Here is a 14061-nt window from a genome sequence, read left to right as displayed (position 1 = left end):
GCCTCGTCCTCAGTGGCGGCAGGGGTGACGTGGGCGCGTGCTCACCGGGGCAGTGCCGCGCCCTCCGGTCCACCCGCGGCAACGACCGTGCCGGCGGGCGGCGTGGGCGCGGCGGCGAAGACGCGCAGGAAGAGCTGGGCGAGCGGGCCGATGGCCAGCGCGTACAGGACGGTGCCGACGCCGACGGTTCCCCCGAGGGCGAAGCCGGTGGCGACAACGGTCACCTCGACGCCGGTGCGCATCAGGCGGATCGAGCGGCCGGTGCGCCGGTGCAGGCCCGTCATCAGGCCGTCCCGCGGACCGGCGCCGAAGCCCGCCGTGATGTACAGGCCCGTCGCCGTCCCGTTGAGCACGATGCCCGCGCCGAGGAGCGCGATCCGGACGGCCGTACCGTGCGCGTCGGGTACCAGGGCGAGGGTGCCGTCCATGGCGATGCCGACCACGAAGACGTTGGAGACCGTGCCGAGCCCGGGCCGCTGGCGCAGCGGTATCCACAGCAGCAGGACGCCCGCCCCGACGACGATCGACACCACCCCGATGGTCAGCCCGGTCAGCTCGGCCAGGCCCTGGTGCAGCACGTTCCACGGCTCCAGCCCGAGACCCGACTTCACGAGCAGCGCGGAGCTGGCGCCGTACAGCGCGAGGCCGGCGTACAGCCGGACGAGTCGGCCCGGGAGCCGTCGCCCCGCCTCGGAACGCATGGACAACGGAACTCCCGTGTGGTCGCAGTGGCCTGACGCATGACACTCTGTGGCTTGGTAACAGACGTCATCCATGGCCAATTCGGGGAAGGTGGACTGGAATCATGGCGCAGTGGACTTCGGCGGTGGGGGCGGCACAGCTCGCCCGGCTGCTCACCTCCCAGCAGGAGCGCCCCGCCGGACCCGGCACCCGCCGCCCCCCGGCCTACCGCGCGCTCGCCGACGGCATCCGGCTGCTCGTGCTAGAGGGCCGGGTGCCGGTCGCCGCCCGGCTGCCCGCCGAGCGCGAGCTCGCGCTGGCCCTGTCGGTCAGCCGTACCACGGTCGCCGCCGCGTACGAGGCGCTGCGCGGCGAAGGGTTCCTGGAGTCCCGGCGGGGCGCGGGCAGCTGGACCTCGGTGCCGGCGGGGAACCCGCTGCCCGCCCGCGGCCTCGAGCCGCTGCCGCCCGAGGCGCTGGGCTCCATGATCGACCTCGGCACGGCGGCACTGCCCGCGCCCGAACCGTGGCTGACCCGCGCCGTGCAGGGCGCCCTGGAGGAGTTGCCGCCGTACGCGCACACCCACGGCGACTATCCGGCGGGGCTGCCCGCGCTGCGCTCGATGCTCGCCGAGCGGTACACGGCGCGCGGCATCCCCACCATGCCCGAACAGATCATGGTGACCACCGGCGCGATGGGTGCCATCGACGCGATCTGCCATCTGTTCGCGGGACGCGGTGAACGTATCGCCGTCGAGTCGCCCTCGTACGCCAACATCCTGCAGCTGATGCGGGAGGCCGGCGCCCGGCTGGTGCCGGTCGCCATGGCCGAGGGGCTCGCGGGGTGGGACCTGGACCGCTGGCGGCAGGTGCTGCGGGAGGCCGCGCCCCGGCTGGCGTACGTGGTCGCCGACTTCCACAATCCGACCGGTGCCCTGGCCGACGAGGACCAGCGGCGCCGGCTGGTGGACGCGGCGCGTTCCGCGGGGACCGTGCTCGTCGTCGACGAGACGATGAACGAACTGCACCTGGACGCGGACGTCGACATGCCGCGCCCCGTCTGCGGGTTCGACCCGGCCGGGTCGACGGTGATCACGGTCGGATCGGCCAGCAAGGCGTTCTGGGCCGGCATGCGCATCGGCTGGGTGCGGGCGGCCCCCGACGTCATCCGCAGCCTGGTCTCCGCGCGCGCGTACGCCGATCTGGGGACACCCGTCGTGGAGCAGCTCGCGGTGAACTGGCTGCTCAGCACCGGCGGCTGGGAGCAGGCCGTGGAGGTGCGCCGGCAGCAGGCCAGGGAGAACCGCGACGCGCTGGTCTCCGCCGTCCGCCGGGAGCTGCCCGAATGGGAGTTCTCCGTCCCCCGCGGGGGACTCACACTGTGGGTGCGCACCGGAGGCCTGTCGGGCTCGCGGATCGCCGAGGCGGGGGAGCGGGTCGGGGTGCGGGTCCCCTCGGGGCCGCGCTTCGGGGTGGACGGTGCCTTCGAGGGGTATGTGCGGCTGCCGTTCACGGTGGCGGGCGCGGTCGCCGAAGAGGCGGCGGCGCGGCTGGCCGCGGCGGCCCGGCTGGTGGAGACGGGCGCGAGCACCGGGTCGGACGCACCGCGCACCTTCGTGGCGTAGTCCCGGCCCGGGACGTCCGTCCCGGGCCGGCCGGCGCACGGCCGACTCCGGCGTGTGCTCCGGAGTGCGCCCCGGACGTGTGCTCCGGTCCGGGACCTTCAGCTCTCCGCGGCGGCGACCTCGGTCGTCATGGGCTCCCGCACCGGGACGGAGCGGGGCTCCGCCTTCCCCACGGGCTTCTTCTCCAGGTCCTTCTGCAGCTCCTTGTCCATCTCCACCTCCGCCTCCACCGGAACCACGTGCTCGGGACCGACCGGAGACGTGTGTTCCGGGAGCAGGTCGAGCACCGCGCGGCGATGGGCCTCGCTCGTCGCGTCGTCGTACGGGTCCGGGGTGGCCGGGACCTGGAGGCGGTGGACCGGTCCAGAACCCAGCCGGGCGTAACCCCGCCCGGCCGGCGTGTCCGGAGTGGGCGTGGTGTGCGGGGGCACCCCCAGGACCGCCTGGAGCTGCGAGGCGGACGCCGGGCCGAGGACCACGCGCGCCCGGGTGTGCCGGCGCACCGCGTCGGAGAGGGCGTCGAGGCTGTCGAACTGGTCGGCCACCACGACCGTGACATTGGCCGCGCGCCCGTGCCGGAGCGGAACCTGGAGCAGCGACTGGGGATCCTCGCGGCCGTCGGCGGCGGCCGGCGGACCGAGCGTGCTGGGACGGTCCACGAGGATCCAGAGCGGACGCCTGATGTCGTCCGGCGCGGGACGGCCGGCCTGCCGCGCACGGTTCGCGGCGGCGAGCCGGCGCTCCGTCTCGTGCGCCGCCCATTCCAGGCTGGTGCACGCGCCGGTCAGGCCGCACTCGACGGCCAGCACGCCGTTGCGGCCGGCCAGGCAGGCGAACTCGCCGGTCCCGCCGCCCTCGACGATCAGGACGTCGCCGTGCTGGAGCGCCTGCAGCGCGATCGAACGCAGCAGCGTGGTCGTGCCGCTCCCCGGCTCGCCCACGACCAGCAGGTGCGGCTCCGTCGAGCGGACGCCCGTGCGCCACACGACGGGGGGAACGTCGCGCTGCTCCTCGCCGTGGGTGAGGGGGAGCGTACGGGGGACGTCGCCCGGGTCGGTGAAACCGAGGACGGTCTCGCCGGGTGCCGTGACGAAGCGCTGGGCGGCGATGTCGGTGGGCAGCGGGGACAGTACCGAGACCGACAGTTCGTTGCCCTCCTCGTCCCAGACGAAGTGGTACTCGCGGCCGCGGCCCGACTTGGTGTGCAGCAGCTGCTCGATGCGGGCGCGGGACTCCGCCTCACCGTCGGTGAAGTACGCCGGATAGCGGACGAGCAGCCGCGAGACGCGGCCGGTGCCGTCGAACTCGTACGACGGGAAGGCCTGCTCCCACTCGCCGCCGTGGGCGTACAGGGGAGCGGGGTCCTCCGCCGCGGAGAAGTACGGGACGAGCGCCTCGTACAGCGACTGAAGGCGCTTGGTCTGCGGTTCGTCGGGGCCGTCGGGCTCCGACGACCGCGGTTCGCGGCCCTTCCAGGCCGCTGCCGCCATCACCGTGGCGACGGCCAGCAGCGGCCCGTACGGCACGAGAGCCACGACCAGGACCACCGAGGCGACCAGGAACAGGAGCGGCCCGCGCCGGTCCTTCGGTGTCTCGGCCCACCTGCGCCGCCCGGCTCCCGCCAGCCGGCGCAGTCCACGAGTGATCGTGATCAGCGGGTGGAGGACGTCGGTGGCGCTGTCGGCCGCCGTCCGGGCCAGCTCCCGGCTCCGGGCGATCTGTGCGCTGCCGTTGCTCAGAATGCGGGGAAGAGGGCGCCGCGCCACTGCTGTCTCCTGATCGTGCGTGCGTAGGGGAGGGGCGTCAGAACCTGATGCCGCCGAGGAGGCCCGCCAGGCTCTCGCCGCCCGCCTTGATGCTCGGCGCGAGGGCCGTGCTGGCGAGGTAGAAGCCGAAGAGCGCGGAGACCATGGCGTGCGACGCCTTGAGGCCGTCCTTGCGGAAGAAGAGGAAGACGATGATCCCGAGGAGGACGACACCGGAGATGGACAAAATCATTTTTGGCTCCTGGTTGTGGGGACAGTCACCATGAGTTCTTCCAGGCTCACAGCATGTATCCATACGATAAAAGGTGCAACTGAGTGAAATTCCCCAGATTTCCCCCGGACGGCCGAGCCGCCGGAGCCACCCGAGGTGCGCTGACGCGTCCGGCGGTGTCCGGGGTGATCTTTGCCTCGGACGGCACCGCTCATGTGCTGCCGGAGCCAGTACGCTGGCGATTCACCCGTACGGCCGCGCCGCCCGCCGTCGTACCCTCCCGGCACGACGGCGGCGCGCGCTGCCGTAAGCTCCCGCAGTCCCGAAACAGTCGTAGTGAGAGGCGGTCCGGCCGATGAGTGAAGCCCCCGACCCCGAGGTCGTGGAGCTGGCGACCAAGATCTTCGATCTGGCGCGCCGCGGCGAGACCGAGGCGCTCGTGTCGTACGTCGACGCGGGCGTCCCCGCCGACCTCACCAACGACCGCGGCGACACCCTCGTGATGCTCGCCGCCTATCACGGCCACGCGGACGCGGTGCGCGCCCTGCTTGAGCGCGGGGCGGAGGCCGACCGGATCAACGACCGGGGACAGACCCCCCTCGCCGGAGCCGTCTTCAAGGGCGAGGAAGCCGTGATCCGGGTGCTCCTCGACGCCGGCGCCGATCCCGCCGCGGGCACGCCGTCGGCGGTCGACACCGCCCGGATGTTCGCCCGGACTGAACTGCTCCAGTTGTTCGGCGCGCACTGATCTCTACGCTCTGACCAGGCAGAAAACAAAAAACGGGGGAGGCGGTACGGGGCCGCCGGAAATGCGGTCGCGGCAGGAAGAACCGCTGGGTCATCATGACGTCGTGATTCACGGACGCGATGGCCGGGCAGGTGTTGCCGCACCGCGCGGGCCGTGACGCGGCCCGCACGGGCCACCGACGAGAGGCAGAGGAAGATGGTCTACAGCAAGCACGAAACGGCGGGCGCCCCGACGTGTTGTCACGCGGCCAGGTAAAGCACGATCCCCGGTTGCGTCGACGCTTGATGTGAGGCTGTTTCCCATGTTCGATCCGGTCATAGCGCCCAGCGGTACGCTGCTCGGCCTGCTCCAGAGGGGCCGCGGCGACGGCACGCTGCACGCGCTCACCGCACCGCGCGCCGAAGCGCTCGCGGCGCTCGACCACTGTGTGCTGCGCGACCCCCGCCACGACTGGCAGGTGGAAAACCGCTCCCTCTACTACGCCCGGCTCTACCTCGACCTGAGCGGTGAGCTCGACACGATCGAGCGGCACCTCTTCGACACCGAGGACGTCCTCGACCCCTGCGAGTCACGCACGGGGCTCGCCCTCGCGGTCCTCGGCCACCTCGCCTCGTACGGCAGGCGCGACGCGCTGGAGCTGCTCCGCAGGTACGCGGCCGTAGGCGCCAACTGGGCCTGGGCCCTCGACGAGCTGGCCCTGCGCGACGACGACTCGGGCCTGCGCGGCCTCGCCGCCCCCGTACTGGCCCGTTTCCCCGCCGACGCGGCCGGCGAGGCCGAACTCGCCGCGCATGTGCGCGACGCCTTCGAGCCCCGGCCCTGGCGGCTGTGGGCCGAGGATCCGCGCGCCTCGATCGGCGCACGCGTGCGTGCCGCTCAGGAACAGGGCTCCTTCGACCGCTGGCAACGCCAGATGCGACCGGCCGGGCCACGGCCCGGCTGGAGCGTGCAGGCCGTCTTCCACTGGGCCCAGGAGGGCCTCGAACGCGGAGCCGCGCTTCACGTGCCCGCCGCCCGCTGCCTGTCCGCCGTCGCGGGACCGGAGGACCGTCCCGGGATCGTCGAGGCCGCCCGCACCGGCGGCGACGGCGCCCGCTGCACCGCCCTGCGCTACCTCGCCGACAGCGATGATCCCGGCGCCCTCGATCTGATCGAAGGTGCCGCGGCCGCCGGCACGGCACTCGTCGTGGACGCCGCCGTGGACGCCTTCGAGCGGATGCGCAGTGCCGCCGCCGTCGACCGGGCACGAAGTTGGGCGCACCGCCCCGACGCCCTGGGAGCCGCCGCCGGACGGATGCTCGCCTGCCGGGGCGGCGCACAGGACAGCGACCTGGTCCTCGGGGCGCTGCGGGAAGCGGTACGGGGTGAGGGGCCCGACGCACCGACCCTGTGGACGCTCGTCGACGGCGCCGGACGCCTCGGCATCGCCTCCGCCGGCCCCGTCCTGCGCCACGTCTACCGCGAGACCGCCTCCTCCCAGCTGCGCGGACGGGCCGCCCGCGCCCTGGCCGCCACCGACCCCTCCTTCCCCGCCGGCTTCGCCGTCGAATGCCTCTGGGACTGCGAGGAATCCACCCGCGAGGTCGCCGCACGGCACGCCGAGACCGGCGACACCCGGGTCGTCGACCAGTTGCGCCGGCTCGCCGCGGACCCGGCCGAGGAGGCCGAGGTGCAGACGGCCGTACGCAGTCGGATCGGGCCCGACATGCCCGCCGTGTGAACACCGGATGACCCGGCGGCCGGGCGTTCGTGGCCGTCGGCCGACCGCCCGGGTGCGCAGCGCAACGCTCACGGGACGTTTCTCGCCAGGAAAGATCGACGTTGACGTGACCACGTCCGGCGCGACGACAACACCGGTGTGCGTGTCGTCATCGTGACCGAATCCTTTTCCCCCGACGTCAACGGCGTGGCCCACTGCGCCCTGCAGACCGCCCGGCATCTCGCCGACCGCGGGCACACCCCCCTCGTCGTAGCCCCGGCCACCGCGGCCGGGAGCGGGCCCGACGCGCTCGCGCCGTGCCCCGTCGTCCGGGTCCCCTCCCTGCCGCTGCCCGGCTACGCCCAGGTCCGGGTCGCCCTCCCCAGCCGACGCGTCGCCGCGGCGATCACCGAACACCGTGCCGACCTCGTCCACCTGGCGGGCCCCTTCGTGCTGGGCGTGCGCGGCATGGCCGCCGCCACCCGGCTCGGCGTCCCCGCCGTGGCCGTCTATCAGACCGACCTCGCCGGCTACGCCCGTACGTACATGGGGGCCGGGGAGGCCGCCGCCTGGCGGCGCATCCGCTCCGTCCACGCGGCCGCCCACCGCACGCTGGCCCCCTCCACCGCGGCCCTGCACGACCTGCGGACGCACGGGGTGCCCCGGGTGCGGCTGTGGCCGCGCGGAGTCGACACGGACCGCTTCCACCCCGGGCGGCGCGACGAGGCACTCCGCCGGGAGCTGGCGCCCGACGGCGAGCTGATCGTCGGATACGTCGGCCGCCTCGCCCCGGAGAAGCAGGTCGAACTGCTGGCCGGGGTCTGCGGGATCGCGGGCGTGCGGGTCGTGGTCGTGGGTGACGGGCCGAGCCGGCCGGCGCTCGACGAGGCGCTCCCCGGCGCCGTCTTCCTCGGCCGCCGCACCGGCGACGACCTCGCCCGGATCTTCGCCTCGCTGGACCTCTTCGTGCACACCGGGCCCTTCGAGACGTTCTGCCAGACCGTGCAGGAGGCGATGGCGAGCGGAGTACCGGTCGTCGCGCCCGCGGCGGGCGGGCCGCTCGACCTGGTGGAGCACGGACGCACGGGCCTCCTCGTCCCGCCGCGCGACCCGGCCGCGGTGCGGGACGCGGTGTGGTCGCTCGCCGCCGACCCCGCGCTGCGCACGGCCTACGGGAGCACCGGGCGGGCCGCCGTGGAGGGCCGCACCTGGGCCGCCGTCGGCGACGAGCTGATCGGGCACTACGCGGACGTGCTCGCGGCACGGACGGCGGTGGCGGCATGACCGCGCGCACCGTCACGGGCCGTACGGGCGGGCGGACCGGCTTGCGGATCGTACGGCTGGCGAACTTCGTCACCCCCGCCTCGGGCGGTCTGCGGACCGCGCTGCGGGAGCTGGGCGCCGGGTACCGGGCGGCCGGGCACGAGCCCGTTCTGATCGTCCCCGGCGAGCGCGCCACCGACCGGGAGACCGGCCAGGGCCGGGTGATCACCCTTCCCGGGCCGCTGCTGCCCGGCACCGGCGGCTACCGGGTGCTCACGGACCGGCGGCGGGTGGCCGCCCTGCTGGAGTCGCTCGCGCCCGACCGGCTGGAGGTCTCCGACCGGACCACGCTGCGCTGGACCGGGGTGTGGGCGCGGCGGGCCCGGGTGCCGGCCGTGATGGTCTCCCACGAGAGCGCCGACGGCATGCTGCGGACCTGGGGGCTGCCCGAGGGGCTGGCCCGGCGTACCGCCGACTCCCTCAACACCCGTACGGCACACACCTACGCGCGCGTGGTGTGCACCACGGAGTTCGCCGAGCGGGAGTTCGTGCGGATCGGCGCCCGCAACGTCGTACGGGCTCCCCTGGGCGTCGACCTGGCCGGGCGGCACCCCGCGCTGCGGGATCCGGGGGTGCGGGCACGGCACGCGCGTGCGGGGCAGATTCTGCTGGTGATGTGCTCGCGGCTCTCGGTCGAGAAGCGGCCCGGCACCGCGCTCGACACCCTGGAGGCGCTGCTGCGGCGCGGACGGCAGACGGTGCTCGTCGTGGCCGGGGACGGACCCCTGCGCGGTCGGCTCGCACTGCGGGCCAGGGAGCGGGGGCTGCCCGTGACGTTTCTCGGACACGTCGCCGACCGGGCGGCTCTAGGCGCGCTCCAGGCGTCCGCCGACGTGTGTCTCGCGCCGGGGCCCGCGGAGACCTTCGGGCCCGCCGCCCTGGAGGCGCTGGCCTGTGGTACGCCCGTGGTGGCCAGCGCGTCGTCCGCGCTCCCCGAGGTCGTCGGGTCCGCCGGTGCGACCGCCGCGGACGACGGGGAGTCCTTCGCGGACGCGGTGGACTCGCTCCTCGCGCGGCCCGAGGCCGAGCGGAGGAACGGCGCACGCGCGCGTGCCGAGTGCTTCGGATGGGGCGCCGCGGTGGAGGCGTTTCTCGCCGCGCACGACGCGGCGCCCCGGGTGCTCGGCTCGGTGGAGGACGGCGCGGGCGCCCCGGCGGCGGGACCGGCTGTGACGGCGACCGGAACGGAGCCGGGTGCGCCCGTCCACCGGTGATCGTGCCGGGTGCGCGCGTTCGACGGTGATCGTGCCGGGTGCGCCCGTTCGACGGTTGCCGGTGGTATCGGCCGGGGTTTCGGCGCGTCAGGGGTGGTGGCGGCTCGTCAGGAATCGGACTGGTGTTCCGGGCGTGGCCTGGGCTGCCGCGGGGAGGTCGGGCGGGTGGACGACCGCGATCACCGGGTAGCCGCCGGTGGTCGGGTGGTCCGCGAGGAACACCACCGGCCTGCCGTCCGGCGGGACCTGGACCGCGCCGAGGACCATGCCCTCGCTGGGCAGTTCCCCGGACACGGCCCGCTCCAGGGCGGGTCCCTCCGTACGCAGTCCGATGCGGTTGCTCGCGGAGGACACCCGGTAGGACCCCGCCGTGAGCGTGCGCAGGGCCGCCGCGGCGAACCAGTCGTCGCGCGGCCCCGGCGTCACGCGCAGCACCAGTTCGCGGGGCGGCGCCGGCTGGGGGACGACGTCCACGCGCGCGGGGAGACCGCTGACGGGCCCGAGCGGAAGCACCGTGCCGTCCGTGAGGGGAGGAGGGCCGAGTCCCGAGAGCAGGTCGGTGGACCGGCTGCCGAGCACCGGCTCGACGGCCACTCCGCCGGACACGGCCAGGTAGGCGCGGACGCCCGCGCGCGCGGAGCCGATGGCCAGCAGCGCCCCGCCGGGGACCCTGACGGGCGCGCCCCAGGGGACCGGCCGGCCGTCCACCGTGACCGGACAGGGCGCGCCGCCCACCGCCACGGTGACCGCGCAGCGCGGCCGCACGGCACAGCCGTCGAGCGTGGTCTCCAGGACGGCCGCGCCGGGCGGGTTCCCGACGAGCCGGTTCACCAGGGCGGCGGCAGGCGCGTCGAGCGCTCCGGAGCGCGGTACGCCGAGATGGGCGTGGCCGGGGCGCCCCCGGTCCTGCACCGTGGTCAGGGCGCCGGCGCGGACGACGGCGAGGGCGCGGTCCGTCATGAGCGCCCCGCGGGTACGAAGCGGACGCGTGTGCCCGGGGCCAACAGCGCCGCCGGCTCCCTGCGGTGGTCCCACAGGACCGCGTCCGTGGTGCCGATCAGCTGCCAGCCCCCGGGCGACGAGCGCGGGTACACGCCCGTGTAGTGACCCGCGAGGCCCACGGATCCCGCGGGGACCGCCGTCCGCGGGGTCGCGCGCCGGGGGACGTCGTACCGGGAGGGGAGCCCCGTGAGATAGCCGAAGCCGGGCGCGAATCCGCAGAAGGCGACGCGGAACTCGGTGGCCGCGTGGATCTCCGCGACCTCCCGGGGCGGCACCCCCCACCGGGCCGCGACCTCGGCCAGGTCGGGACCGTCGTACCGTACGGGGATCTCCACGGCCTGCTCCGTGCGGGCGGGCAGCGGCGGGATCTTCCAGGCGGCGAGCCGCTCCGCGAGCCGGACGGGGTCCGGCACGCCGTCCAGGAGGACCGTGCGAGCCGCGGGCACGATCTCCTCCGCGCTCAGATCACCGTCCGCGCGGCGGCGCAGCAGTTCGGCGTGCAGGGCCTGGACCGCCTCGCCCGAGGAGACCTCGACGAGCAGGGCGTGGCCGCCCACCGCGAGCGCCCTCACGTGAACGCCTCCACACGGACACCGGACGCCTCCAGGCGGGCGCGGACCCGGCGGGCGAGGTCCACCGCGCCCGGGGTGTCGCCGTGCAGGCACAGGGAGCGGGCCCGGACCGCGATCCGCTCCCCGGAACGGGACACGACCGCACCGGAGCGGGCCAGCTCCACCGACCGTGCGACGACCGCGTCCCGGTCCGTGATCACGGCGCCGTCCTCGGTACGGGGGACCAGGGTGCCCTCCGACGTGTACGCGCGGTCGGCGAACGCCTCGGTGACGGCGGGCAGCCCCGCCTTCCGCGCCAGATCGAGCAGGCGGGAGGACGGCAGGCCGAGGACGGGGAGGGCGGGGTCCGCGAGCAGGACGCCGGCGACGACCGCGCCCGCCTGCTCCTCGTCGTGCACCACGCGGTTGTAGAGCGCCCCGTGCGGTTTCACGTACGACACGCGCGTGCCGGCCGCCCGGGCGAAGACTTCCAGGGCGCCGATCTGATACGCCACTTCGGCCGCGAGTTCGTCGGACGGAACGTCCATCGCGCGCCGCCCGAACCCCGCCAGGTCCCGGTAGGAGACCTGCGCGCCGATCCGCACGCCGCGACCGGCCGCGAGTTCGCACACCCGCCGCATGGTGATCGGGTCCCCGGCGTGGAAGCCGCAGGCCACATTGGCGCTGGTGACGACGGACAGCAGCTGCTCGTCGTCGGTCAGCCGCCAGCGGCCGAAGCCCTCGCCGAGGTCGGCGTTCAGATCGATCAGGGTCATGGCTCTTCCGTTCTCCTGTTCAGGCTACGCGGTACCGCTTTCCGAGCGGTGCGGGTTCACCGGAGTTCCCTCCCGCGGGTCTCGGGAAGTCCGAGGAGTGCCAGCGCCGCCAGGCCGTAGCCGATCGCGCCGAAGACCAGCGCACCGCCGACGCCCCAGCTTCCGGCCAGGAAGCCGACCAGGGTGGGAAAGACGGCACCCACCGCGCGGCCCGTGTTGTAGGTGAAGCCCTGCCCGGTGCCCCGGACCGCCGTCGGGTACAGCTCGCTGAGGAACGAGCCGAAGCCGCTGAAGATCGCCGACATGCAGAAGCCGAGCGGGAAACCGAGCACCAGCAGAAGGGTGTCGGCGCCGCGGGGGATGTTCGCGTAGACGAGGATGCCGAGGGCGGACAGGACCGCGAAGAGCAGGATGTTGCGCTTGCGGCCCAGCCGGTCCGTCAGATGGCCGCCGGTGAGGTAGCCGAGGAAGGCTCCGGAGATCAGCAGCGTGAGGTAGCCGCCCGTACCGACGACGGACAGACCGCGTTCGGTCTTCAGGTAGGTGGGCACCCAGGTGGCCAGCGTGTAGTAGCCGCCCTGGACGCCGGTGGAGAGCAGCCCCGCGAAGACGGTCGTGCGCAGCAGGCCGGGGCCGTCGGCGGTCCCGGGCCGGAAGATGGCCGCGAAGGAGCCCTTCTGTGGGTTCCTCCTCCGTTCGGCGGCGGCCTCCGGGGCGTCCTGCACCCGGCGGCGCACCCACACGACGAGCAGCGCGGGCAGCGCGCCCGTCCAGAACATCACCCGCCACGCGAGGTCGTCGCCGACGAACTGGAAGACCAGCGTGTAGACGACGACGGCCAGCCCCCAGCCCACCGCCCAGGAACTCTGGACCGCGCCGAGGGTGCGCCCGCGGTGCCGGGAGCCCGCGTACTCGGCGACGAGGATCGCGCCGACCGCCCACTCCCCGCCGAAACCGAGGCCCTGCAACGCCCGGAACACCAGCAGGGTCTCGTAGTTGGGTGCGAAGCCGCAGGCCACCGTGAAGACCGCGTACGTGATCACGGTGATCATCAGTGCCTTGACGCGGCCGATCCGGTCGGCGACCACACCGGCGACCGCGCCGCCGACCGCCGAGACGACCAGCGTGACCGTGGTGAACAGCCCGGTCCGGCCGCTGTCCAGGCCGAAGTGGGCGGCCAGCGCCACCATGCTCAACGGCAGCGTGAAGTAGTCGTACGAGTCCAGGGCATAGCCGCCGAACGCGCCGGCGAAGGCGCGGCGGCCGCGTGGTCCGAGCGCGTGCAGCCAGCCGAACGGGCCGTCGCCGGAAGGGAGTTCACTCGCGGCGGCCCCGGGGTCGGGCTTCAGGGCGTGCGGGGGAGGAGTCGTGCTCATGGGCACCTCGCAGTGCGGGACGAAGGGTGCTTGAGGGGCTGAGCCGTTCCGTGCCGTGTTGCGCCGTTCCGTGCTGTTCCGTAGTGGTTCCGTGCCATGCCGAAGCTCCGTGCCGTGCCGTGCCGTGCCGTGCCGTGCCGTGCCGCGCCGTGCCGCGCCGAAGCGTCGGGCTGATGCGGTCGGCGTCGTCCGGTCAACGTAGAGGATCGTTGAACGATCCTTCAATACCCGCGTTGTTCCGTCCTCGTATCTACGATTCAATTCCGGGCATGGCAGAGCTGACCGGACTGGCCGACGACCGCGCCCTGCTGGGGCGTACCAGCACCGCCGAGCGGGTCTCGGACATCCTCAGGAGCCGCATCGCCGACGGCTTCTTCCCGCCCGGGACGCGGCTGTCCGAGGACAGCATCGGCGGCGCGCTCGGCGTCTCCCGAAACACCCTGCGCGAGGCGTTCCGGCTGCTCACCCACGAACGGCTGCTCGTGCACGAGCTCAACCGCGGTGTCTTCGTGCGGGTGCTGACCGTCGACGACGTGACGGACATCTACCGCACCCGCGGCCTCGTCGAGTGCGCCGTCGTCAGGAGCCTCGGTGAGCCTCCGTACGCCGTGGAGGGACTCGCGGCAGCCGTCGCGGAGGGGCGGCGGGCGGCGGGCGAAGGTGACTGGAAGAGCGTCTCCACGGCCAACATCCACTTCCACCGGGAACTCGTGGCGCTCGCCGGGAGCGCCCGCACGGACGAGGTCATGCGCAGTGTCTTCGCCGAACTGCGGCTCGCCTTCCACGTCGTGGACGACCCGCGCCGGCTCCACGAGCCCTATCTGGCCCGCAACGGCGAGATCCTCCAGACCCTCCGCGCGGGCCGGCGCGAGGAGGCGGAGAAGCTGCTCGCCGACTACCTCGACGACTCCCTCGCGGGGTTGGTCGAGGTGTACGGGCGCCGGGTGTCTGACGGGGGCGGGGGCGTCGGCTGAGCGGGCGGCGGTCCAGGTCCCGGAGAGGGCCGCGGGCCCCGACGGGGCGGGTTCGGCCGTCCGGCCGCGTGGGCGCTTCTGCGCCGTTTCGACCGTTGTCAGACCGAGGACCTAGT

13 protein-coding genes are annotated in these 14061 nt (G+C 74.2%); 6 read left to right on the top strand and 7 right to left on the bottom strand.

The window, feature by feature from the left end; all coding sequences use genetic code 11:
• Positions 1-41 precede the first annotated feature (41 nt).
• Positions 42-701, bottom strand: coding sequence for a YitT family protein (locus tag ACFYP4_RS31250; protein WP_388790025.1), 660 nt, complete (start codon positions 699-701; stop codon positions 42-44).
• 104 nt (positions 702-805) lie between these two features.
• Here ACFYP4_RS31250 and ACFYP4_RS31245 point away from each other — a divergent pair, with 104 nt between their 5' ends.
• Positions 806-2305, top strand: a complete 1500-nt coding sequence (locus ACFYP4_RS31245; RefSeq protein WP_358852645.1) for a PLP-dependent aminotransferase family protein — start codon at positions 806-808, stop codon at positions 2303-2305.
• A gap of 98 nt (positions 2306-2403) precedes the next feature.
• Here the strand turns inward: ACFYP4_RS31245 and ACFYP4_RS31240 are convergent, their stop codons facing one another.
• Together ACFYP4_RS31240 and ACFYP4_RS31235 are read right to left on the bottom strand one after the other, a co-directional pair.
• Complete coding sequence (locus tag ACFYP4_RS31240) at positions 2404-4071, bottom strand: hypothetical protein (RefSeq protein ID WP_358852644.1); 1668 nt, start codon at positions 4069-4071, stop codon at positions 2404-2406.
• A gap of 37 nt (positions 4072-4108) precedes the next feature.
• Entirely contained in the window at positions 4109-4303 is a 195-nt protein-coding gene (locus ACFYP4_RS31235) for a hypothetical protein (RefSeq protein WP_358852643.1), read from the bottom strand.
• A gap of 334 nt (positions 4304-4637) precedes the next feature.
• On the opposite strand from ACFYP4_RS31235, the gene ACFYP4_RS31230 reads away from it, so the two are divergent.
• The 4 genes from ACFYP4_RS31230 to ACFYP4_RS31215 all read left to right on the top strand — a co-directional run bounded on the left by ACFYP4_RS31230 (position 4638) and on the right by ACFYP4_RS31215 (position 9266).
• Complete coding sequence (locus ACFYP4_RS31230) at positions 4638-5030, top strand: ankyrin repeat domain-containing protein (protein WP_358852642.1); 393 nt, start codon at positions 4638-4640, stop codon at positions 5028-5030.
• A 301-nt stretch (positions 5031-5331) separates the two neighbouring features.
• Positions 5332-6750 (top strand): HEAT repeat domain-containing protein, encoded by a 1419-nt coding sequence (locus tag ACFYP4_RS31225; protein WP_358852641.1) that lies wholly within the window; start codon positions 5332-5334, stop codon positions 6748-6750.
• Between the two features lie 138 nt (positions 6751-6888).
• The gene (locus ACFYP4_RS31220; RefSeq protein ID WP_388790020.1) at positions 6889-8013 is read left to right on the top strand and encodes a glycosyltransferase family 4 protein; all 1125 of its coding nucleotides are present in this window, start codon (positions 6889-6891) and stop codon (positions 8011-8013) included.
• On the top strand, positions 8010-9266 hold the full coding sequence (locus ACFYP4_RS31215; protein ID WP_388790017.1) for a glycosyltransferase: 1257 nt from the start codon (positions 8010-8012) through the stop codon (positions 9264-9266). The genes ACFYP4_RS31220 and ACFYP4_RS31215 overlap by 4 nt, the downstream gene beginning before the upstream one ends.
• Before the next feature lie 87 nt (positions 9267-9353).
• On the opposite strand, the gene ACFYP4_RS31210 is transcribed toward ACFYP4_RS31215, so the two are convergent.
• The 4 genes from ACFYP4_RS31210 to ACFYP4_RS31195 are packed head-to-tail and all read right to left on the bottom strand — an operon-like array spanning position 9354 to position 12971.
• The gene (locus tag ACFYP4_RS31210; RefSeq protein ID WP_388790014.1) at positions 9354-10226 is read right to left on the bottom strand and encodes a biotin-dependent carboxyltransferase family protein; all 873 of its coding nucleotides are present in this window, start codon (positions 10224-10226) and stop codon (positions 9354-9356) included.
• A complete protein-coding gene (pxpB, locus tag ACFYP4_RS31205) occupies positions 10223-10840 on the bottom strand; it encodes a 5-oxoprolinase subunit PxpB (RefSeq protein ID WP_388790011.1) in 618 nt (205 codons plus the stop codon). Before pxpB ends, ACFYP4_RS31210 begins: the two co-directional genes overlap by 4 nt.
• On the bottom strand, positions 10837-11595 hold the full coding sequence (locus tag ACFYP4_RS31200) for a 5-oxoprolinase subunit PxpA (protein ID WP_358852636.1): 759 nt from the start codon (positions 11593-11595) through the stop codon (positions 10837-10839). The genes pxpB and ACFYP4_RS31200 overlap by 4 nt, the downstream gene beginning before the upstream one ends.
• A 56-nt stretch (positions 11596-11651) precedes the next feature.
• Entirely contained in the window at positions 11652-12971 is a 1320-nt protein-coding gene (locus tag ACFYP4_RS31195; RefSeq protein WP_358852635.1) for an MFS transporter, read from the bottom strand.
• A 269-nt stretch (positions 12972-13240) separates the two neighbouring features.
• On the opposite strand from ACFYP4_RS31195, the gene ACFYP4_RS31190 reads away from it, so the two are divergent.
• Positions 13241-13945, top strand: coding sequence for a GntR family transcriptional regulator (locus tag ACFYP4_RS31190; RefSeq protein ID WP_388790007.1), 705 nt, complete (start codon positions 13241-13243; stop codon positions 13943-13945).
• Positions 13946-14061: the final 116 nt, after the last annotated feature.

Source organism: Streptomyces sp. NPDC005551 (assembly GCF_042871785.1).
Lineage (GTDB): Bacteria > Actinomycetota > Actinomycetes > Streptomycetales > Streptomycetaceae > Streptomyces.
Note: the sequence above shows the minus strand (reverse complement) of the source record. Positions and strands in the feature narration are given on the sequence as shown.

Excerpts from the sequence above, each read along its gene's own strand:
- ACFYP4_RS31230 (WP_358852642.1), top strand. The coding sequence starts at position 4,638 with ATGAGTGAAGCCCCCGACCCCGAGGTCGTGGAGCTGGCGACCAAGATC.
- ACFYP4_RS31225 (WP_358852641.1), top strand. The coding sequence starts at position 5,332 with ATGTTCGATCCGGTCATAGCGCCCAGCGGTACGCTGCTCGGCCTGCTC.
- ACFYP4_RS31190 (WP_388790007.1), top strand. The coding sequence starts at position 13,241 with ATGGCAGAGCTGACCGGACTGGCCGACGACCGCGCCCTGCTGGGGCGT.
- ACFYP4_RS31245 (WP_358852645.1), top strand. The coding sequence starts at position 806 with ATGGCGCAGTGGACTTCGGCGGTGGGGGCGGCACAGCTCGCCCGGCTG.
- ACFYP4_RS31250 (WP_388790025.1), bottom strand. The coding sequence starts at position 701 with ATGCGTTCCGAGGCGGGGCGACGGCTCCCGGGCCGACTCGTCCGGCTG.
- ACFYP4_RS31200 (WP_358852636.1), bottom strand. The coding sequence starts at position 11,595 with ATGACCCTGATCGATCTGAACGCCGACCTCGGCGAGGGCTTCGGCCGC.
- ACFYP4_RS31215 (WP_388790017.1), top strand. The coding sequence starts at position 8,010 with ATGACCGCGCGCACCGTCACGGGCCGTACGGGCGGGCGGACCGGCTTG.
- ACFYP4_RS31235 (WP_358852643.1), bottom strand. The coding sequence starts at position 4,303 with ATGATTTTGTCCATCTCCGGTGTCGTCCTCCTCGGGATCATCGTCTTC.
- ACFYP4_RS31210 (WP_388790014.1), bottom strand. The coding sequence starts at position 10,226 with ATGACGGACCGCGCCCTCGCCGTCGTCCGCGCCGGCGCCCTGACCACG.
- ACFYP4_RS31195 (WP_358852635.1), bottom strand. The coding sequence starts at position 12,971 with ATGAGCACGACTCCTCCCCCGCACGCCCTGAAGCCCGACCCCGGGGCC.